The sequence below is a fragment of the Spiribacter curvatus genome (assembly GCF_000485905.1).
GTDB lineage: Bacteria > Pseudomonadota > Gammaproteobacteria > Nitrococcales > Nitrococcaceae > Spiribacter > Spiribacter curvatus.
In genome coordinates this window covers 100,815-120,396 of record NC_022664.1, presented here as the reverse complement: position 1 = coordinate 120,396, position 19,582 = coordinate 100,815, and the positions used below count along the sequence as shown (strand labels likewise).

At 63.3% G+C, this 19,582-nt stretch carries 19 protein-coding genes; 7 read left to right on the top strand and 12 right to left on the bottom strand.

From position 1 onward, the window contains the following. Positions 1-35 precede the first annotated feature (35 nt). From SPICUR_RS00580 to SPICUR_RS00540, 9 genes are all read right to left on the bottom strand, one after another. Positions 36-1,085 (bottom strand): glycosyltransferase, encoded by a 1,050-nt coding sequence (locus SPICUR_RS00580; RefSeq protein ID WP_023364969.1) that lies wholly within the window; start codon positions 1,083-1,085, stop codon positions 36-38. Continuing rightward, positions 1,078-2,043 (bottom strand): ADP-glyceromanno-heptose 6-epimerase, encoded by a 966-nt coding sequence (gene rfaD, locus SPICUR_RS00575; protein WP_023364967.1) that lies wholly within the window; start codon positions 2,041-2,043, stop codon positions 1,078-1,080. The genes SPICUR_RS00580 and rfaD overlap by 8 nt, the downstream gene beginning before the upstream one ends. Beyond that, entirely contained in the window at positions 2,040-2,783 is a 744-nt protein-coding gene (locus tag SPICUR_RS09900; RefSeq protein WP_148291293.1) for a sulfotransferase family protein, read from the bottom strand. The genes rfaD and SPICUR_RS09900 overlap by 4 nt, the downstream gene beginning before the upstream one ends. Beyond that, entirely contained in the window at positions 2,780-3,724 is a 945-nt protein-coding gene (locus tag SPICUR_RS00565; RefSeq protein ID WP_023364963.1) for a lysophospholipid acyltransferase family protein, read from the bottom strand. Before SPICUR_RS00565 ends, SPICUR_RS09900 begins: the two co-directional genes overlap by 4 nt. Continuing rightward, positions 3,721-3,975, bottom strand: coding sequence for a zinc-finger domain-containing protein (locus tag SPICUR_RS00560; RefSeq protein WP_023364961.1), 255 nt, complete (start codon positions 3,973-3,975; stop codon positions 3,721-3,723). Before SPICUR_RS00560 ends, SPICUR_RS00565 begins: the two co-directional genes overlap by 4 nt. A gap of 33 nt (positions 3,976-4,008) precedes the next feature. Further along, entirely contained in the window at positions 4,009-4,932 is a 924-nt protein-coding gene (locus tag SPICUR_RS00555) for a branched-chain amino acid transaminase (protein WP_023364959.1), read from the bottom strand. Beyond that, positions 4,932-7,850, bottom strand: a complete 2,919-nt coding sequence (gene glnE, locus SPICUR_RS00550) for a bifunctional [glutamate--ammonia ligase]-adenylyl-L-tyrosine phosphorylase/[glutamate--ammonia-ligase] adenylyltransferase (RefSeq protein ID WP_041381531.1) — start codon at positions 7,848-7,850, stop codon at positions 4,932-4,934. Before glnE ends, SPICUR_RS00555 begins: the two co-directional genes overlap by 1 nt. A 144-nt stretch (positions 7,851-7,994) precedes the next feature. Continuing rightward, entirely contained in the window at positions 7,995-9,644 is a 1,650-nt protein-coding gene (gene groL / locus SPICUR_RS00545) for a chaperonin GroEL (protein WP_023364955.1), read from the bottom strand. Between the two features lie 55 nt (positions 9,645-9,699). Continuing rightward, positions 9,700-9,990 (bottom strand): co-chaperone GroES, encoded by a 291-nt coding sequence (locus tag SPICUR_RS00540; RefSeq protein WP_041381529.1) that lies wholly within the window; start codon positions 9,988-9,990, stop codon positions 9,700-9,702. Between the two features lie 175 nt (positions 9,991-10,165). Between SPICUR_RS00540 and dsbD the strand changes: the two genes are divergently transcribed. From dsbD to accC, 5 genes are all read left to right on the top strand, one after another. Further along, on the top strand, positions 10,166-12,085 hold the full coding sequence (gene dsbD, locus SPICUR_RS00535) for a protein-disulfide reductase DsbD (RefSeq protein WP_023364951.1): 1,920 nt from the start codon (positions 10,166-10,168) through the stop codon (positions 12,083-12,085). Then, the gene (locus SPICUR_RS00530; RefSeq protein ID WP_023364949.1) at positions 12,082-12,615 is read left to right on the top strand and encodes a TlpA family protein disulfide reductase; all 534 of its coding nucleotides are present in this window, start codon (positions 12,082-12,084) and stop codon (positions 12,613-12,615) included. The genes dsbD and SPICUR_RS00530 overlap by 4 nt, the downstream gene beginning before the upstream one ends. A gap of 94 nt (positions 12,616-12,709) precedes the next feature. After that, positions 12,710-13,153 (top strand): type II 3-dehydroquinate dehydratase, encoded by a 444-nt coding sequence (gene aroQ, locus SPICUR_RS00525; protein ID WP_023364947.1) that lies wholly within the window; start codon positions 12,710-12,712, stop codon positions 13,151-13,153. A 6-nt stretch (positions 13,154-13,159) separates the two neighbouring features. Next, a complete protein-coding gene (accB, locus tag SPICUR_RS00520) occupies positions 13,160-13,612 on the top strand; it encodes an acetyl-CoA carboxylase biotin carboxyl carrier protein (RefSeq protein WP_023364945.1) in 453 nt (150 codons plus the stop codon). Between the two features lie 10 nt (positions 13,613-13,622). Further along, complete coding sequence (gene accC, locus SPICUR_RS00515) at positions 13,623-14,966, top strand: acetyl-CoA carboxylase biotin carboxylase subunit (RefSeq protein WP_023364943.1); 1,344 nt, start codon at positions 13,623-13,625, stop codon at positions 14,964-14,966. A 4-nt stretch (positions 14,967-14,970) separates the two neighbouring features. On the opposite strand, the gene SPICUR_RS00510 is transcribed toward accC, so the two are convergent. Continuing rightward, positions 14,971-15,762: a sulfite exporter TauE/SafE family protein gene (locus SPICUR_RS00510; RefSeq protein WP_041381926.1), complete on the bottom strand. Its 792-nt coding sequence runs from the start codon at positions 15,760-15,762 to the stop codon at positions 14,971-14,973. A gap of 92 nt (positions 15,763-15,854) precedes the next feature. Between SPICUR_RS00510 and SPICUR_RS00505 the strand changes: the two genes are divergently transcribed. Together SPICUR_RS00505 and SPICUR_RS00500 are read left to right on the top strand one after the other, a co-directional pair. Further along, positions 15,855-16,820 (top strand): complex I NDUFA9 subunit family protein, encoded by a 966-nt coding sequence (locus SPICUR_RS00505; RefSeq protein WP_041381924.1) that lies wholly within the window; start codon positions 15,855-15,857, stop codon positions 16,818-16,820. Then, positions 16,787-18,055: a multifunctional CCA addition/repair protein gene (locus SPICUR_RS00500; protein ID WP_237220335.1), complete on the top strand. Its 1,269-nt coding sequence runs from the start codon at positions 16,787-16,789 to the stop codon at positions 18,053-18,055. Before SPICUR_RS00505 ends, SPICUR_RS00500 begins: the two co-directional genes overlap by 34 nt. Here SPICUR_RS00500 and SPICUR_RS00495 read toward each other — a convergent pair. Both SPICUR_RS00495 and SPICUR_RS00490 read right to left on the bottom strand, forming a co-directional pair. After that, the gene (locus SPICUR_RS00495; RefSeq protein WP_023364935.1) at positions 18,052-18,849 is read right to left on the bottom strand and encodes an undecaprenyl-diphosphate phosphatase; all 798 of its coding nucleotides are present in this window, start codon (positions 18,847-18,849) and stop codon (positions 18,052-18,054) included. The two genes, SPICUR_RS00500 and SPICUR_RS00495, sit on opposite strands and share 4 nt — an antisense overlap. Further along, positions 18,850-19,539, bottom strand: a complete 690-nt coding sequence (locus SPICUR_RS00490) for an adenylate/guanylate cyclase domain-containing protein (RefSeq protein WP_023364933.1) — start codon at positions 19,537-19,539, stop codon at positions 18,850-18,852. Positions 19,540-19,582: the final 43 nt, after the last annotated feature.

The window sequence follows — 19,582 nt, the reverse complement described above, 5'->3', positions numbered from 1 at the left end:
GCCGTCCAAGCATTAGCTGATATCAGCGATAGCCGCTATGCATTCTCGTAAATCGCCGCGTACGCTGTCGCCATCGCCTGGGCGTTCATTGACGCCGCCACATGGAGACCGTGGTTACTCAACTGACGCGCTAAATCCGGTTCATCAATCAGGCTCGCAAGAGCGTCGCTAAGCGCTGCCGCGTTGTTCGGTTTCACCAAAAGGCCTGAAGTTGAGTCCACGATAAGATCGGGGATGCCACCAACCCGTGTTGCCACCACAGGGACGCCGGCAAGCATCGCCTCCAGCAACACAGAACCAAGCCCCTCATGGCGGGATGGAAACGCGAATAGATCGAGGGCACCGAGATAATCCTGAATAGGGCTTACCTGGCCGGCAAATCGTACCCATGTAAACCCACTCGTTTCTCGTTCCAGGGACTCGCGATCAGCCCCCTCACCAAAGAACACGAGCTCAACCGGATAACCACGTGCTCGTAACCGTTGCACTGCATCAATCAGTACCCGTTGGCCTTTATGAGCATCCCGTAGTGCGCCAGCGTGTCCAATGAGTGTGGCATCCGGCTCGCTGATCAGCTGCCGGCGAATGTCGGCTGAAGCGGCAGGCTGTGGCGTCCGGCTGGAGTGCGAAGAGGGGATTCGATGGACTGTCTGCTGTGGACAGAAGGACTGCACCGCCGCACAGGCCGCTGACGAAATACCGACGAGCCGGTCGGCCTGTTGGTAGGCGCGGCGTGTAATGGCCCGATTCTTCGGCGGCTGCTGCATTCGCCGGGTCACGACATATCGCATCCCCCGGAGCCGCTTGAGCCACCAGGCGAGGTAGACACCCCGCGCTTCATGGGCATGGGAAACATCCCATACGCCGATCATCCATGGCGACAGCAAACACTGCCATGGCGACAGAACGCTGATATCCTTCAGTGATCGCACGGCCTTGGCAAGGGGCTCATCAGGATAGGCGCAGAGCCCCTGGCGGTATCCTCTTGCCGCAAGCGCCTGCATCAACAGCCATGTCTGCTGCTCGCCTCCCCGCCATCCCCGCGCGAGGTTGATATGCAGAACACGTGGGTGTCCATCACTCATCGATAACGCCAGCTGACCCACGCCCGTCGAGCCAGGTCATATAATGCTCGACACCTTCAGCCACCGGCATGAACGGCTCGGAATAACCCGCAGCGCGCAGGGCCGTCAGATCTGCCTGGGTGTAGCTTTGATAGACACCCCGCAGATCATCCGGGAAAGGGATGTAGTCAATATCACCGGAGCCCGCATGCCGGATGACCGAGCGCGCCACTTCATTGAAGGGCTCAGCGAAGCCCGTACCGCAATTGAAAACGCCACTGACTGCCGGGTTGTCGAGCAGCCACAGATTGACCCGCACGGCGTCATTCACGTGGACAAAATCACGCTGCTGTTCGCCTGCTCCATAGCCGTCGTTGCCCTCAAAGAGTTTCACTACGCCGTCGGCACGCAGCTGCCGGTAGTGATGCCGGGCGATGCTCGCCATCCGGCCTTTGTGAAATTCTCTCGGACCATATACGTTGAAATAGCGGAGACCGGCAATTTGGGAGTGAGCCGTCGGTAGCTTGTCAGCAACGTATCGGTCGAACAACGCCTTTGAGTACCCGTACATGTTCAAGGGTTTCTCGGCGCCGATTTCTTCTTTGAAATCGGTATTCGATCCATAAACGGCAGCTGACGATGCATAGATAAATGGAATCTTGTACGCCAGGGATATCTCGAGTGACTGTCGGGAGAATTCGTAGTTGTTCTCCATCATATAGCGACCGTCCCACTCGGTTGTATCCGAGCAGGCACCAAGGTGGAAAACGGCATCGACCGTCTCGTCCCCATTCTCAACCAGCCAGTCCAGAAAGGCATCCTGATCGAGATAATGGGCAATACGCGCATCTCGGATATTGAGGAATTTTTCGCCGTTGGTCAGATCATCAACAACCACAACATCCTCGCGGCCGCGCGCGTTCAGGCCATGGACCAGATTGCTGCCGATAAAGCCGGCGCCGCCTGTTACAACGATCATGTGTCCTCCAATCTCGGGCCTTGATAACCAAAGGTTTCGATCTCGAAGCGGCAGCGCTTGCGGATGAGTCGGTCAACTTCCGGTGCCGCGCTGAAAAGCTCGACCAAGCTGGGGCCTGACTTGGGACGAACACCCTTTTTTGCCGTCATACCTGCGAATAGATTGGCCACACCAGTGAGCGCGGGAAATTTTTTCTCAAGATCCTGAAGATCTTCGGTAAAGTGCTCGAACCGAATGAAGTGATCAATCACACATTGATCGCCGATAAAATACTGCCGGTGGTTACGATCAACAAGGCGATGATTACTCAGACACCAGCTTTTGAAATCCGGAAGCTTTTCACGATCTCGATTGGCCCAGTAATAAGAGGACACCATATAGTCCCAGGGGTTGCGCACGATTGACACTTTGGCCAGACGATTCCACGTCCGCGCCCCGAGATGCCACTTGGCACGACGGGCTGCACTATGATCATGATGCCGACGTAGAGGCTTGCCTTTAACGAGATCTCGAAAGTCGCGCCACGTAGGGCGCGTTAAAAGCTCCGAGAAAGGCTTCATATGATTCATTGGCCCCTTGTATCCGAGTTCCGCCCTTGCATTGTCGTCATGACCACCTAAATCAAACGGCGTAATGACATCACCCGCCTGTGCAAAGGCCGACAACGCAATCTCTAATGAACTCCCAGCCGTCTTGCGCGACTTGAGAAAGAGAATGCCTGGATCATGGAGAACGATCATTTAACGCCCTTTATCCTTTTGTATGGATTCAAAGTCATCGATTCCCGCTTGGCAAACCGCCGATAGGTCCACTGATACTGCTCAGGAGACTCCCGTACCAGGCGCTCGATTTCCCGGTTGAGCGCCGCCGCGGCAACCGCCGGGTCGGCATCATCCACCGGCTCCGCCACCCGTCGCCAGTGCAGACGATACCCCGCGCCCCGTTCCAGACGCTCGGCCCAACCAATGATGACCGGCGCATCGGTGCGCGCCGCCAGTTTGCCGAACAGGGTCATGGTCTTGGCGTTGCGACCGAAGAATGGCACGAAGACGCCCTCACCCGGTGGCGACTGATCAGGCAACACCCCCACCGCTTCACCCGCCTTCAGGGCCTTGAACAGCGCGCGAATACCCGACGGTCGCGCAGGCCAGAAGACCGCCCCGCTGCGGGAGCGCCCGCGATTGAGTAACGCTTCGAGCTCAGCCCATCGGGGAGGACGATAGAGCGCATTGAGTCTCACACGCTGCGCAAGCCAGATCTGTAAGAGCTCCCAGGCGCCATGATGCGGGGCAATCACCAAAAGGCCCCGGCCTTCGGCGATTGCATCATCCACGACATCAGCGCCGTCGACGGCCTTGATCAGCCCCAGCACCCGTGGCAACGGCCAGTGCCAGACCGCGGCGAGCTCGAAGAGCACCTTGGCATTCTCGCGAAGCGATGCCCGGGCGAGGCGCTGACGCGCCTCCTCGGACCAGTCGGGGAAACACAGATCGGCGTTGACCCGCGCGACATGCCACTCTTCGCGGCGGAGGCGCTCGGTCAGCCACGCCGCGGCATTGCCGAGGCGGTGCAGGGCGGGCAGGGACAGCCGGGATAGGAGCCGGAGGGCGACATCAATCGCCCTTGCGCGCCCATGCAGAGGGACGCGCTCATCGGCGGAGGGAGGGGCCGAGTCAGTCACTCCCGGCGATGATGTTCGGCCAGCGCCGGATCATCCGGATCGAAGTTACGGATGAAGAACTCCGCTCCACAATAGTGGCACTTCGCATGCCCTGTCTTGTGCACTGGCAGATAGACCCGCGGGTGACTGTTCCACAGATACATCCCGGGCATCGGGCAGGATAGCGGGAGATCGTCCACCGTGATCTCGTAGCGGTTCTCGCTATTGGGTCTGATCAGGTCGTTGCGGTCGTGCGTCTGCGGATCGGGCACATCAGTCTCCTCGATACAGTTCCGCGTCGGCGTTCAGACGACGCGGGTCAGCCAGTCGCCGTGGATCTCCGAGCGGCCTTCAACGGCGGCGAAGAAACGGCTCTGCACATCGGTGGTAATCGGTCCGCGTCGGCCCTCGCCGATCACTCGACCATCGACCTCGCGGATCGGGGTGACCTCGGCGGCGGTCCCGGTGAAGAAGGCCTCGTCACAGACGTAGACCTCGTCACGGGTGATCCGGCGTTCGCGGACCTGATAACCAGCCTCGTGGGCAATGGTCATGATGGCATCGCGGGTGACACCGGCCAGCGCCGAGTGCAGCTCGGGGGTATGAATAACGCCGTCGCGGACCATGAACAGATTCTCGCCGGAGCCCTCGGCCACGAACCCTTCCGGATCGAGCAGCATGGCCTCGTCATAGCCACAGGCCACGGCTTCCTGCAGCGCCATCATGGAGTTGATGTACTGCCCGTTCGCCTTGGCGCGACACATCGCGATATTGACGTGATGGCGCGTGAACGACGAGGTCCGGACGCGGATGCCGCGCTCCATGTTCTCCTCGCCCATGTACGAGCCCCAGCTCCAGGCGGCGACGATGAGATGCGTCTGCAGATTATCGGCCCGCAGCCCCATGCTCTCGGCACCGAGGAATGCCATGGGTCGGATATAGCCGCTGTCGAGGCCGTTCTCGCGGACCGCGCTGATGCAGGCCTCGCGAACCGTCTCCGGCGTCCAGGGGAGGGTCATCCCGAGGATTTTCGCCGAGTCGAACAGCCGGCGGATATGCTCCGGCAGCCGGAAGATCGCTGGACCCTGCTCCGTGTTGTAAGCCCGAATGCCCTCAAACACGCCCATGCCGTAGTGGAGCGTATGGGTGAGCACATGCACCTGGGCATCCCGCCAGGGCACCAGCTCACCGTCCATCCAGATCCAGCCGTCCTGATCGGCCATACTCATCAGCCGCTCTCCTCAGCGTTGGTGTCCGATCCTGGCTCCATGAGTGCATTCCAGACGCCGATAACCGCTGCACGGGAGTGCTCGACGGCCGTCCCGGACACCCGGGCGGGCTGTTCCTGGAGGGTCAATCGATGGACCATGCCGCGATATTGGCGATAGGCGTCGGCCAGGATTCGGGCTTGTTCGGTGGTTAACTCACCCGCCCGTTCGAGCTCGTCGAGCAGGCGGATATTGTCGGTATAACGTAATACGCCGGCGTACTGCTGAACCCCGGCCAACGTGCCGTATTGAACCATGAATTCGATATCCGCGATACCGCCCCGATCCTGTTTGATATCGAACTCATCCGCGCGGCCCGAGCCGAGTTCACGACGCATGCGCTCACGCATCCGCCGGACCTCTTCGCGGAGTTCATCGCGTCGACGCGGGCGGGTCAGGACCTCGCGACGCAGCTGACCGAAGCGATCGCGCAGCGACTCGCCGCCGGCCACCATGCGCGCTCGTACCAGCGCCTGATGTTCCCAGGTCCAGGCCCGTCCGCGCTGATATTCGACGAAGGCGTCAAAGCTGATGGTCAGCAGGCCCGACTGACCACTGGGCCGTAACCGGGTATCGACCTCGTAGAGAATGCCGCCCGGGGTAAGGGTGTTGAGGATGTGGATGAAGCGCTGGGCCAGTCGCGAGAAGAACACCGCCGGTTCAACGGGCTTCTCACCGGTGGTGGCTGACCCCGCGGGTACCGGATCGTGCAGGAAGACGACGTCCAGATCGGAGCCGTAGCCCAACTCCAGCGAACCCAGTTTGCCGTACGCGATGACGCCAAAGTCAGCGACTTCGCCATCATTGCGCAGCGGCTCACCATAGCGCTGACGGACCTGGCGCCAGGCCAGGTGCAGAACCCGCTGGAGGATCACCTCAGCGATATCAGTCAGGTAATCACTCACCAGCATGACGGGGATCGCGCCGGCAAGATCCGCCGCGGCGACCCGCAGCACCTGGGTCTGCTTGAACTGCCGGAGGATTTCCATTTGCTGTTCGAGATCATCGATATCGGCACTCGCCATGCGACTGTCGGCGTCGGCCGCGAGGGCCTCACGGCTTAACGGCGCATAGAGCGATCGCGGATCGAGCAGCTCATCGAGCAGCATGGGGTGGGCTGAAAGATAGCGGGCGATCCAGGGACTGCCACCCACCAGCCGGACCAGCTGAGAGATGGCCATGGGGTGTTCGTTGAGCAGCGCCAGATAAGCGGTCCGACGAACGATCCCGTCGAGCAGTGTCAGCAGCCGACTCAGCGCCGCATCCGGCGAGTCACAGCCATGCACGGCGGCCATCAGCATTGGCATGAGCCGGTCGAGCCGCTTTCGGCCCTGCTCCGAGAGTGCGCGCACCCGGGCACCGTCCCGGAAACGCTGGATCAGAGTCAGTGCCGCACTGGGATCCGCGAAATCGGCCATCGACATAATCTCGCGACCGGTCGCCTCGTCCACCGCGTCATGCCAGATATCGGCGAAATCCGGTTCGTCGGTGACCTCCGCCTCATCCTCCTGCTGCGGGGCGACAAACACCTGATCGAAATGCCCTTGAACGCGCAATCGCCAGTGATCGAGTTCGCGATGGAGTTCGCTCCAGTCCGCGACTCCCATCGCGAGCACCAGCCGCGCGCAGTCGAGGTCGTTGGTCGGCAGATCGTGGGCCTGACGGTCGTACATCGCCTGGATGCGATTCTCGATCCGGCGGAGGTAGCGATAGGCTTCGGTCAGATCGCGCTGGGCATGCTCGGGGATCAGCGCCTGCTCGCAGAGATAGGCAAGGACCGGCTGGAGGCTGCGTTGGCGCAAGGCTGCCTCCTGCCCGCCGCGGATCAGCTGGAACGCCTGGGCGATGAACTCGACCTCGCGAATACCGCCGCGACCCAGCTTGACGTTGTCCGATAACCGGCGACGCCGGACCTCCCGCGTGATCATTGCCTTCATCGAGCGCAGCGACTCGAGCGCGCCGTAATCCAGGTAACGGCGATAGACGAAGGGCGAGAGCATATCGAGAAGTGCCTGTCCCGAAGTCTGATCGCCAGCCACCACGCGGGCCTTGATCAGCGCGTAGCGCTCCCACTCGCGTCCCTGGTCAACGAAGTAGAGCTCCATTGCCGGGACACTCATCGCCAGGGGACCGCTGTCGCCGTATGGACGCAGCCGCATATCAACGCGGAAGCACTGCCCGTCGGGCGTCTGTTGATCGAGTGCGGCAATCAGGGAGCGGCCCAGGCGCAGGAAGAACTGTTCGTTGGCCTTGGGCTGGGTGGCATCGGTGAATCCGGGCTCGGGGAAGGCGAAGATCAGATCGATATCAGACGAGAAATTGAGCTCTCGCCCACCGAGCTTGCCCATCCCCAGCACGATCATCTGCTGGGCATTGCCGGCATCATCCCGGGGTGTGCCGATCTGCTTGCAAAGCCGTGGGTAGAGCCAGGCGAGCGCCTCATCGATGATGACGTCGGCGAGCTCGGAGAGATCCGCCAAAACATCGTCCAGATCGGCTCGTCCGGTCAGATCCCGCCAGGCGATACGAAGCATTTCACGGGCCCGGAAGCGCCTCAGGGCCGAGTGGAGCGCGGCCTCATCGTCAACGCCCTCGAGCCGTTGCCGGAGACGAACCCGAAAACCACCGTCGGGATAAGCGTGATGCAGATCACCGCTATCGCAGAGATCAACCAGCATGCCCATATCCCGCACACAGACACGGGCCGCGAAGTCGCTCATGGCCCAGACCCGTGGGAGTTCAGCGAGCACGGCTTCGTCAGCGGGCAATGACGTACCGTCCGGGAGCCTCTCCAGCGCCGTAGCAACGGGTGTCACCAACGCCTCGGGGAGGGCAGCCAGTGCGGTTCTCAGGGGAGTCGGCGCCGTCTCGGTTTCCATCCCATCAGCTTAACCACCAAACGGGACGGCCACAATTTGCAACGGTTTGGGACAGGCACATAGCAATCGCCCATAAAAAAGCCCCGCCGGAGCGGGGCCTTGAGGCAGCCGGCCCCACGCGGGGCCGGTGGCGCTGGGGGATGATTACATCATGCCGCCCATACCGCCCATGCCGTCCATGCCACCCATGCCGGCGCCGCCGCCGTCATCCTTCTCTTCCGGATGATCGGCGATCATGCACTCGGTGGTGATCATCAGGCCGGACACGGAAGCAGCGTTCTGCAGGGCCGTACGCGTGACCTTGGTCGGATCGAGGATACCCATCTCGACCATGTCACCGTACACCTCGGTCTGGGCGTTATAGCCGTAGTTGCCCTCGCCGGCCTGAACGTTGTTCACAACAACCGAGGAGTCCTCGCCGCAGTTGTAAACGATCTGGCGCAGCGGCTCCTGCAGGGCGCGACGGACAATGCCCACACCGACATCCTGGTCGTGGTTATCGCCAGTGACGCCGTCCAGGCCCTTGAGCGTGCGCAGCAGTGCCACACCACCGCCGGGCACGATGCCCTCTTCGACCGCGGCACGGGTTGCGTGCAGCGCGTCCTCGACACGGGCCTTCTTCTCCTTCATCTCGATCTCGGAACCAGCACCGACCTTGATCACAGCGACGCCGCCGGCGAGCTTGGCAACCCGCTCCTGAAGCTTCTCGCGGTCATAGTCACTGCTGGAATCCTCGATCTGGGCACGGATCTGATCGACACGCGCCTTGATCTCGTCAGCGCGGCCACCGCCGTTGACGACCGTGCTCTCTTCCTTGGAGACGTTGATCTTCTTCGCCGTGCCCAGATCTTCTAGGGTCGCCTTCTCAAGGGTCAGCCCGACCTCTTCAGAGATGACCGTGCCGCCGGTCAGAACAGCGATGTCCTGCAGCATGGCCTTACGGCGATCACCGAAGCCAGGTGCCTTCACAGCGGCGACCTTGACGATGCCGCGCATGCTGTTGACCACCAGCGTGGCCAGCGCCTCGCCCTCGATGTCCTCGGCGATGATCAGCAGCGGACGGCTCGACTTGGCGACGCTCTCCAGCAGCGGCAGAAGCTCGCGGATATTGGAGATCTTCTTATCGCAGATGAGGATGTAGGGGTCCTCAAGCTCAGCGGCCATGCTCTGCTGGTTATTGATGAAGTAGGGGCTGAGATAGCCACGGTCGAACTGCATGCCCTCGACGACGTCGAGCTCATTGTCCAGGCCGCTGCCCTCTTCAACGGTGATGACACCCTCTTTGCCGACCTTCTTCATGGCGTCAGCAATGATCTCGCCAACTTCCTGATCAGAGTTCGCGGAGATGGCACCCACCTGGGCGATCGCGGTGTCGGTCTCACAGGGCTTGGACAGGCTGTGGAGCTCCTTGACGGCGGCGTCAACGCCCTTGTCAAGGCCCCGCTTGAGGTCCATCGGGTTCATGCCGGCGGCGACCGCCTTCATGCCCTCGTGGACGATGGCCTGGGCGAGCACGGTCGCGGTCGTGGTGCCGTCACCGGCGGCGTCGGAGGTCTGCGAAGAGACTTCCTTGACCATCTGCGCGCCCATGTTCTCGAACTTGTCCTTGAGCTCGATTTCCTTGGCGACGGACACACCGTCCTTCGTCACCGTCGGCGCACCGAAGGATTTGTCGAGCACAACGTTGCGGCCACGCGGGCCGAGAGTCGCCTTGACCGCACTCGCCAGGGTGTTAACACCTGAGACCATGCGATGACGGGCATCATCACCAAAACGTACGTCTTTTGCTGCCATTCTTTATTTCCTCTTGATTCTGTTGCTGTCGCGTCCGGCGGCGGAAATCGGGCGTTCAGCCCTCGATCACTGCCATGATGTCGTCCTCACGCATGACGAGGACGTCTTCCTCACCGACCTTGACTTCGGTCCCGGAGAACTTGCCGAACAGCACCTTGTCGCCGACATGAACGTCGAGGCCACGGACCTCGCCGTTGTCCAGGCGCTTGCCACTGCCGACAGCCACCACCTCACCGCGGATCGGCTTTTCGGCCGCGGTGTCGGGGATGACGATGCCCCCGGGGGTGGTGCGCTCTTCTTCCATGCGTTTTACGACGACTCGATCGTGTAGGGGGCGAAGATTCATTGATTGATCTCCCTGCAGTTGATTGTTGTTGAACCCGAGTGCCTTGTTAGCACTCAATACTGGTGAGTGCTAATGATAGAGACGAAAGCCGTCCCGTCAAGGCCCATCGGAGAAGTGGTGGCAGCGGTGCTAACATTCAAGGGGTAATGCGCCGATCAATAACCAAGGGGCTTGTATGACCCAGCGATGGATTCAGCGAATCGTGGCCGGTATCGGCCTGTGGCTGATCATGGCGCTTGCCACCGCGACCGCACAGTCCAGCCTCAGCGATCTGTTCGGGGATGACGATTCGGGAGGGGCCACGCTCCCGGTGGCGGAGGCCTTCGACATCAAGCTCGATACCGATGGCGGCGGAGGGCCGTCGATCCGCATCGACATCGCCGATGGTTATTACCTCTATCGCGACAGTGTGACGATTCAGCGCGCAACCGACGGGGCTGACGGCTCAGCGCTCGCCCTGGCATTCCCCGAACCACAGATCAACGTCGATGAGTTCTTCGGCCGCCAGCCAATCTACAAGCGCCCCATTGACCTGCCGATCAAGGGTGATGACGGGCTCGCCGCATCGACACCGATCACGATCACCTTCCAGGGCTGCTCCGAGTCCGGCGTCTGCTATCCGCCCTATCAGGTCACTGGCAGCGCCAACGACACCACACTCAACTATGCCATCAACCCGGAGGCGGTCCGCCTCGAGGCCAACACGACCGACGGGACGGCGGCCGGTCCATCCGCCGATCCGTCGACGACGGCGACGCCATCCGCCGGTGCCGGGGGCGGCGAGGCCGGACGTCTCGAGGGGCTGTTACAGACCGCCAGCCTGCCGGCCATCCTTGTCGGATTCTTCGCCGCCGGGCTGCTGCTGGCCTTCACTGCCTGCCTCTATCCGATGATCCCGATCCTCTCCGGTCTGATTGCCGGAGACCCGCATCGCAATGGCAGTCTGCGCGCATTCGTCCTGTCGCTGGTCTATATCGAATCCACCGCGATCACCTACGCACTCGCCGGTGTCGCCGCAGGGATGACCGGCGCCGCCGTGCAGGCCGATCTGCAGTCACCGTGGGTGCTGGGGAGCTTCGCAGCGCTGTTCGTGGTGCTTGCGCTGGGCATGTTCGGCGCCTTCGAGCTGCGACTCCCGGGCGCCCTGCAGACGCGCCTGACCCTGCTCGCCAATCGACAGAAAGGCGGCACGGTGATCGGCGTTGCACTGATGGGCGTGCTCTCGACGCTGATCGTCGGCGCCTGCTCGGGGCCGGCACTGATCGCCGCGCTGGTGTTTATCGGCAGCACCGGCGACGCGTGGATGGGCGGACTCGCTCTGTTTACACTTGCCAACGGCATGGGTCTGCCGCTGATGCTCATCGGCACGGCCGCGGGTCGCTGGCTGCCTCGCAGTGGCCCCTGGATGAATACCATCCGCGCGCTCTTCGGGGTGGGCTTTCTGGCGGTGGCGCTGTGGACCCTCGAGCGCTTTCTGCCGGGCACGATCACCCTCGCGCTCTGGGGCGTGCTACTGATCGGTTGTGGCGTCTGGCTGGGCGGACTCGAGCGCAGTGACGGCGCACTCGGCAATCGCCAGCGCGCGGCCCGCACGCTGGGGCTGGCGGCGCTGATCTGGGGTACTGTCAGCCTGATCGGGGCATCCGGCGGGGGCGACAATGTACTGCGCCCCCTCGATGGCCTGTCGCTGTCGGGCGGTGAGCGCGCCGAGAGTCAGGCAATGGCGTTTCGCGATATCGAGACCGTGGCCGATCTCGACACGGCGCTCGCCGATGCCCGATCCGCCGGGCGGCCCGTGATGATCGACATCTATGCCGACTGGTGCATCTACTGCGTCCAGCTCGAGGAGCGCACCTTCACCGACCCATCGGTGCAGGAGGCGGTCGCTGATGCCGTGTTGCTGCGCGCCGATGTGACCGACATGACCGCCGGTCACCGGGCATTGATGAGCCGACTGGATGTCTACCTGCCCCCGGCGGTGATCTTCTATGGTCCCGGGGGTGAGGAGCGACGGGATGCCCGTGTGGTCGGCTTCCTGCGTCCAATGCCTTTTATTGACCGTGCCCGTCAGGGGCTTGGAGCAGCGACATCATGAGTGCAGGCGTGCGCATCGCGCTGACCGTTCTACTCGCCGCGGTCGTTGGTGCTGGCGGTGGCATACTGGCAGTCCTCTGGCTGCAGGACTCATCCGCTGCCGAGACGCTCCGCCCTGATTTCACACTCGAGACGATCGACGATGGCCGGCGCAGCATCGACGAGTGGGACGGACAGATTATCGTGCTCAACTTCTGGGCGACCTGGTGTTCGCCGTGTCGCAAGGAAATCCCGCTATTCTCGCGCCTGCAGAACGAGTATCGGGATAATGGCGTGCGCTTTCTGGGCGTGGCCATCGATGATCCCGAGGCGATCCGGGGTTTCCTGGACGCCGTCGACATGGATTATCCAAGCTTCTTTGGCATGGAAGGTGCCATCGATGTGGCGGCGGCCTATGGCAACCCACGTGGCACATTGCCCTATACCGTGGTGATCGATCGCGACGGGGTGATCGTGGAGCGCTTCAGCGGGCAGGTCCATGAACCGGACCTGCGGCCACTGCTGAGCGACCTGGCCGGCAGACAGGGCTGATCTGCGGCGATCCGGTCGCCATCGGCGCCGACCATGGACAAAAAACAGCGGCTGGGCCAGAATCAACATTTGTCTTGAAGGGTGAGTGCCTGTAATGACGCGATTACTGGTTCTCCATGGGCCGAACCTCAATATGCTCGGCGTGCGCGAGCCGGCGCTCTACGGCTCGTCGGGCCTGGATGCCATCAACGCACGCCTCGGGCAGCGCGCAGCGGCCGCCGGCATCGAGATCGAGTGTTTCCAGACCAATGCCGAGCATGCCCTGATCGATCGGATCCAGCAGGCACCGGCGGCGGGGGTTGATGCGATGATCATCAATCCCGCCGCGTTCACGCACACCAGCGTCGCCCTGCGCGACGCACTGCTGGCGGTGGGCACGCCCTTCATCGAAGTGCATCTATCCAACATTCACGCCCGCGAGCCCTTCCGCCAGCACTCCTATCTGTCGGATATCGCCAGCGGCGTGATCGCGGGGCTGGGGCCGATGGGCTACGAGCTCGCCCTCAGCGCCCTGCTTGAAACCACCCAACGGAACTGACCCGCCATGGATATTCGCAAGATTAAACGCCTGATCGAGCTGCTGGACGAATCCGGCGTCAACGAGATCGAGATACACGAGGGTGAGGAGAGCCTGCGCATCAATCGCGGCGTGACTCAGGTCGCCCCGGCAGCCGCGCCCGCGCCGGCCGCCGCCCCCACGCCTCCGCCAGCGGCCCCAGCCAGTCCGCTCAAGGAGGACACCGCGGGCACCACGGAGGCAGCCGGTCACACGATCCGCTCGCCCATGGTCGGTACCTTCTACCGCGCCTCGTCACCCGACGCCGATGCGTTCGTCGACGAGGGACAGAGCGTCGATATCGGCGACACGCTCTGTATCATCGAGGCGATGAAGATGCTCAACCAGATCGAGTCGGATCGAGCGGGCGTTGTACGCAGCGTGCTGGTCGAAAACGGACAGCCGGTGGAGTTCGATCAGCCGCTGTTCATCATCGAGTAGGGTGGCTGGGATGATCGACAAGGTACTGATCGCCAACCGCGGCGAAATCGCCCTGCGTATCCTTCGCGCCTGCCGGGCGCTCGGCATCGGTACGGTGGCCGTCCACTCCACCGCCGATCGCGACCTCAAGCATGTCCGTCTGGCGGACGAATCGGTGTGCATTGGTGGTGCCAGCTCCGCGGAGAGCTATCTCAACATCCCCGCCATCATCAGCGCGGCAGAGCTGACCGATACCGTCGCCATCCATCCCGGCTACGGATTTCTCTCGGAGAATGCCGATTTCGCGGAACGCGTGGAGCAATCCGGATTCCGGTTCATCGGCCCCCGCGCCGAGACCATCCGGCTGATGGGCGACAAGGTCTCGGCGATCGAGTCGATGAAGGCCGCCGGCGTGCCCTGCGTACCGGGCTCGGACGGCGAGCTGGGCGATGACGACGCCGAGAATATGCGTCTGGCCCGGTCGATCGGCTTTCCGGTCATTATCAAGGCCGCGGCCGGCGGCGGGGGCCGCGGCATGCGCGTGGTCCACAGCGAGGGCGCGCTCCTGCACTCCATTTCCATGACCCGCACCGAGGCAACCAATGCCTTCGGCAGCAGTACGGTCTATATGGAAAAATACCTGGATAACCCCCGCCATGTAGAGATTCAGGTGATGGCCGACGAGTTCGGCAACGCCGTCCACCTGGGTGAGCGCGACTGCTCCATGCAGCGCCGCCACCAGAAGGTGATTGAAGAGAGCCCGGCGCCAGGGATCAGTGCCGAGGAGCGCGCCTTCATCGGCGAGCGCTGCGCCGAGGCCTGCCGGCGACTCGGGTATCGCGGTGCCGGGACATTCGAATTCCTCTACCAGGATGGCGAATTCTACTTCATCGAGATGAATACCCGCATACAGGTGGAGCACCCGGTCACTGAGATGGTGACCGGCCGCGACCTGGTCGCCGAGCAGATCCTCATCGCCGGCGGCGAAGCGCTCTCATTCGAACAGTCGGATATCGAATTCCGCGGCCATGCCATTGAGTGCCGGATCAACGCCGAGGACCCGGTTCGATTCGTGCCCTCGCCCGGCCAGATCACGCTCTACCACCCACCCGGTGGCCCCGGCGTGCGGGTCGACTCCCATGTCTACAGCGGCTATCGCGTCCCGCCCCACTATGATTCGATGATTGGCAAGGTGATCACCTGGGGCGCGGACCGGGATAGTGCCATCGCCCGTATGCGCACCGCGCTGAGCGAACTGGTGATCGAGGGCATCACCGATAACACCGCACTGCATGAGGGCCTGCTCATGGATCGCGGTTTCCAGGAAGGCGGCACGAATATCCACTACCTCGAAAAGAAGCTCGGCCTTTCCTGAGCGTTTAGCCCGAGAACAGCAGCCTCAGCCCGACAATCACCAGAAACCCGGCGAAGGCCCGGCGCAGCCAGACGGCCGGTACGCGGCTGGCGACCCGCGCGCCCAGCGGTGCGAGGAAGACGCTGGCCACGGTAATCCCGCCCACGGCCGGCCAGTAGATATAGCCCGTGCTCAGGGCGGGCAGCTGGTCCTCGCCGGTCCCTGCGATGATAAAGCCGATACTGCCCGCCAGCGCGATGCTTACGCCGGCCGCTGACGAGGTCCCGACGGCCTGACGCATGGTGACGCCCGACCAGATCAGAAAGGGCACCAGCAGCGTACCGCCGCCGATCCCCACGAGACTCGAAATCGTGCCGATCATAAAGCCCACCAGGCTGACGACGAACGGCTGGGGCATCACCCGGCCGGCCGGTGGTTCAAGGGCGAAGATCATCCGCGCCGCGAGTGCCAGCACGAATAATGCAAAGATGATGCGCAGGATATCCCCGGACAGGGCCGCCGCCAGCTGTGCGCCGCCCAGTGCGCCGGTCACCAGCCCCACCACCAGCCACGGCAGCGCGGAGAGCACAAGGTTACCCAGCCGCCAGTGCGCCCGCGCCGACGAGAGCCCGGTCACAACGATGGTCGCCAGGGAACTCCCCACCGCCATATGCATGGCCACATCCATGCCCAGCCCCTGGGCCTGGAAGATCGGTAACAGCATCGGCACGACGATGACGCCACCGCCGATACCGAACAGCCCGGAGACAAAACCCACCACCGCACCGGCGGCTATGTAGATGAGCAGCGAAAGCAACAGCACCTCGGTCCAATGGATGAAAACCGAGAGTAAGTCATTTGCTCTACAATGTGGTCATCAAAAGGCCAAACAGGGAGCGCGCGGTCATCATGCGCATCCAGACTGTCTGCATACTCGGCGGCACCGGCTTCGTCGGTCGCCAGATCGCCAACCGCCTCGCCAACACCCCGATCCGGATCAAGGTGTTGACGCGCCGTCGCGAGCGCAATCGCCATCTGCTCCCGATCCCCAATCTCGAGCTGGTGGAGGCGAACATCCACGACCCGGCAGAGCTCGCGCATCAGCTCGAGGGGGTGGATGCCGTGATCAATCTGGTGGCGATCCTCAACGAGTCGAGCAAACCCGGACGCGGCTTCGAGACGGTCCATGTCGAGCTGGTGGAAAAGCTCCTCGAGGCCTGCCAGACGGCGGGCGTACGCCGTCTGCTGCATATGAGCGCCCTGGGTGCCGCGGTGGACGGTCCCAGCCGCTATCAGCAGACCAAGGGCGAGGGTGAGCGCCTGGCGCTGGCCGCCAATGGCGACGACCTGGCGGTCACGGTGTTCAAACCGTCTGTGGTGTTCGGGGCCGCCGACGGCTTCCTCAACACCTTCGCCGGGATGCTGAAGCTCGCGCCAGTGATGCCGCTGCCAACGCCCAACGCGAAGTTCCAGCCGGTGTATGTGGATGACGTGGCCGCGGCATTCGAGCATTCACTCACCGATCGGCGCACCTTCGGCAGGACCTACGAGCTGGGTGGGCCGAATGTGTATACCCTCGAGACCCTGGTCCGCTACGTCGCCAGGCTGCTCGGACTCAAGCGGGCGATCATTGGACTGCCGGATGGTCTGTCGCGGCTTCAGGGCCGGATCCTGCAACGCTTCCCCGGCAAGCCCTATACCTATGACAACTACCTGTCGAGTCAGGTCGACAACGTCTGCAGCCACAATGGCCTACCCGAACTGGGCGTGCATCCGACCTCGCTTGAGGCCGTGGCTCCGGGCTACCTCGGCGCGGGCAAATCGCGCGATCGCTATGATGAGTGGCGGCGCGACGCGGGGCGTCATTCCGAGTGACCACCGACGGCCTCGAGATCTATGAGGTGGGCGGCGCCGTTCGCGACCGCCTGCTGGGACGCCCGGTCCAGGAGCACGACTGGGTCGTGGTCGGCGCGACCCCCGAGGCAATGACGGCGCGGGGGTTCCGGCCGGTCGGGCGGGAGTTTCCGGTGTTCCTGCACCCCGAGACCGACGAGGAATACGCGCTGGCGCGCACCGAGCGCAAGACCGGTCCCGGCTATCATGGCTTTACCTTCCATGCCAGTCCCGATGTCGAGCTCGAGGCCGATCTGGCCCGCCGCGATCTTACTGTGAACGCCATGGCACAGGCGCCGGACGGCACCCTGATCGATCCATTCCATGGCCGCGACGATCTCAACGCGCGGCAACTCAGGCATGTCTCGACGGCGTTCCGTGAGGACCCGGTCCGCATCCTGCGGCTGGCGCGGTTCGCCGCCCGTCTGGCACCGCTCGGATTCGAAGTGGCCGCCGAGACCATGGAGCTCTGTCGTGAGATGGTCGCAAGTGGCGAGGTGGAGGCGCTGGTGCCCGAGCGGGTCTGGCAGGAAACCGCGAAGGCGTTGATGGCACCCGCACCCGCGGCGTTTATCCGGGTCCTGCGTGACTGTGGGGCACTGGCAAGGCTGATGCCGGAGGTCGACTGCCTGTTCGGCATCCCCCAGCCACCCCGTCATCACCCGGAGATCGACACCGGCGAGCATATCCTGCTGGTGCTGCAGCAGTGCGCGCGGCTCGAGGCCGATCTGCCGACCCGCTTTTCGGCACTGGTCCATGACCTCGGCAAGGGCATCACTCCGGCCGATCATCTGCCTGGCCATCGCGGCCATGAGGCACGTGGTGTTCCTCTGGTGGAGGCACTCTGCGAACGGTTGCGGGTGCCGGCCCAGTGCCGTGATCTGGCGCTGGGTGTGACCCGCCACCACCTGAACTGCCATCGCGTCCGCGACCTCGACCCGGCGGATATTCTGGTAATGCTGGAAGGACTGGACCTGTTTCGGCGTCCATCCCGCATGGATGGCTTCCTGCTTGCCTGTGAGGCCGATTATCGCGGTCGACTGGGGCTCGAGGACCGCCCCTATCCGCAGGCCGACTGGATGCGCTCAACGCTGGCGCAGTGCCGACAGATAGACGCCTCACGCTTTGTGGCGGCCGGTCTCAAGGGCGCGGCCATCGGTGACGCGATCCGCGACGCCCGTCTGGCCGTCATCAGCGACAACCAGGCCAGTGACTAACCAGTGAACAGCACCAACAGCACCACGCCCAGCACCAGCCGGTAGATCACGAACGGCGTCATACCCACCCGCGAGACCAGCGCCAGAAAAGCCTTGATGCATAGATAGGCAGCCACCGCCGAGACCAGCGCCCCGAAGCCGAACACGCCCCAATCAACGGCGCTCTCCGCACCGGCCAGCTGCAGCGTCTTCCAGGCCCCCGCCAGACCAATCGCCGGCATCGACAGCAAAAACGAGAACCGCGCCGCGGCCGTGGCATCGAGGCCCAGCCACAGCCCGGCGGTCATGGTGATACCCGAGCGCGAGGTACCGGGGATGATCGCGAGAACCTGCGCGGCGCCGATGAAAAGCGCCGCTCCCGGGCTGATGCTCCGCTCATCGCGATCACCGGCCCGACGCGCCACGACCCAGAGCAACAGCCCAAAGCCGATGGTCGCCGCCGCGATGATCCGCGGATCGCGGAGCAGGCCCTCGGCGGCATCGGCCAGCACCAGCGCGCCTGCTACCAGCGGCAGCGTCCCGATCACCAGCGCCCAGCCCAGCTGACTCTCGCCCACGGGCCGGCGCTGCCAGGCGGAGCGGATGGTGTCATGGACCAGCGGCAGGACCTGCCGGCGGAAATACAGCATCACCGCGAGCAGCGTCCCGACGTGGACGGCAACGTCGAACGCCAGTCCCTGATCCGGCCAACCGAGCAGACGCGGAAGCAGGATGAGGTGCGCCGAGCTCGAGATCGGCAGGAACTCGGTCAATCCCTGGATGATGCCCAGCCACAGCGCCTGCAACGGATCCATTCAGCTGCGCCTCGAGCGATAGACTGGCACGACTGCATCGATGTCGGCGCGCCCCTGGTCGGTCTGCACAGGCGCAAAACGCTCGGCGATCTCTGCGGTGAGCGCGCCCCGCAACCGCTCGCTGATGACCACGTCCTGCCCGCGTGCGAAACCCGTCAGCCGTGCCGCCCAGTTAACGGTATCGCCGATCGCGGTGTAGGTACGCCGGCTTTCACAGCCGAGCGTACCCATCGCGACATCACCGCGGTGCAGTCCGGCTCCGATCGGCGCCAGGGCGGTCTCGCCATAACGCACCGCAGGCAGTGCCCGGGTCACGACCTCCAGCGCGCAGCGGCAGGCGTTATCCGCCATCTGAGGGCCTTCGAAGATCGCCATCAGTCCGTCTCCGGTGAAGTTATCAACGTATCCGTCATAGTGCTCGATGATCCGGATCTGCCGACCGATGCAGGCATCGACCGTGCGAAACAATGTATCCGACCGGATGGCACGCGACAGATCGGTGAATCCGCGGATATCGGTGAAAAGAATACAGACATCGGCGTTCCGGGGTGAGCGCAATAACCACTGGGCCTGGGGGCCAGCATCAAGGAGCTCGCGGACGGGGCGCGATAGATAGGGCGAGAACCAGTCCTGGCTGGCGGCGTAAAGCGTGTTCGCGGGCCAGTAGCGATAGCGGCCGGGGGACTCCATTCCTTTCTCCCGTTGCTCACATTCCGTGTTGATCCTTTTTCAC

Coding starts and splice junctions, on each gene's coding strand:
- SPICUR_RS00495 (WP_023364935.1), bottom strand. CDS start 18,849: ATGGATCCGTTGCAGGCGCTGTGGCTGGGCATCATCCAGGGATTGACC.
- SPICUR_RS00555 (WP_023364959.1), bottom strand. CDS start 4,932: ATGAGTATGGCCGATCAGGACGGCTGGATCTGGATGGACGGTGAGCTG.
- accB (WP_023364945.1), top strand. CDS start 13,160: ATGGATATTCGCAAGATTAAACGCCTGATCGAGCTGCTGGACGAATCC.
- groL (WP_023364955.1), bottom strand. CDS start 9,644: ATGGCAGCAAAAGACGTACGTTTTGGTGATGATGCCCGTCATCGCATG.
- dsbD (WP_023364951.1), top strand. CDS start 10,166: ATGACCCAGCGATGGATTCAGCGAATCGTGGCCGGTATCGGCCTGTGG.
- SPICUR_RS00490 (WP_023364933.1), bottom strand. CDS start 19,539: ATGGAGTCCCCCGGCCGCTATCGCTACTGGCCCGCGAACACGCTTTAC.
- accC (WP_023364943.1), top strand. CDS start 13,623: ATGATCGACAAGGTACTGATCGCCAACCGCGGCGAAATCGCCCTGCGT.
- glnE (WP_041381531.1), bottom strand. CDS start 7,850: ATGGAAACCGAGACGGCGCCGACTCCCCTGAGAACCGCACTGGCTGCC.
- SPICUR_RS00580 (WP_023364969.1), bottom strand. CDS start 1,085: ATGAGTGATGGACACCCACGTGTTCTGCATATCAACCTCGCGCGGGGA.
- rfaD (WP_023364967.1), bottom strand. CDS start 2,043: ATGATCGTTGTAACAGGCGGCGCCGGCTTTATCGGCAGCAATCTGGTC.
- SPICUR_RS00530 (WP_023364949.1), top strand. CDS start 12,082: ATGAGTGCAGGCGTGCGCATCGCGCTGACCGTTCTACTCGCCGCGGTC.
- SPICUR_RS00505 (WP_041381924.1), top strand. CDS start 15,855: ATGCGCATCCAGACTGTCTGCATACTCGGCGGCACCGGCTTCGTCGGT.
- SPICUR_RS00540 (WP_041381529.1), bottom strand. CDS start 9,990: ATGAATCTTCGCCCCCTACACGATCGAGTCGTCGTAAAACGCATGGAA.
- aroQ (WP_023364947.1), top strand. CDS start 12,710: ATGACGCGATTACTGGTTCTCCATGGGCCGAACCTCAATATGCTCGGC.
- SPICUR_RS09900 (WP_148291293.1), bottom strand. CDS start 2,783: ATGATCGTTCTCCATGATCCAGGCATTCTCTTTCTCAAGTCGCGCAAG.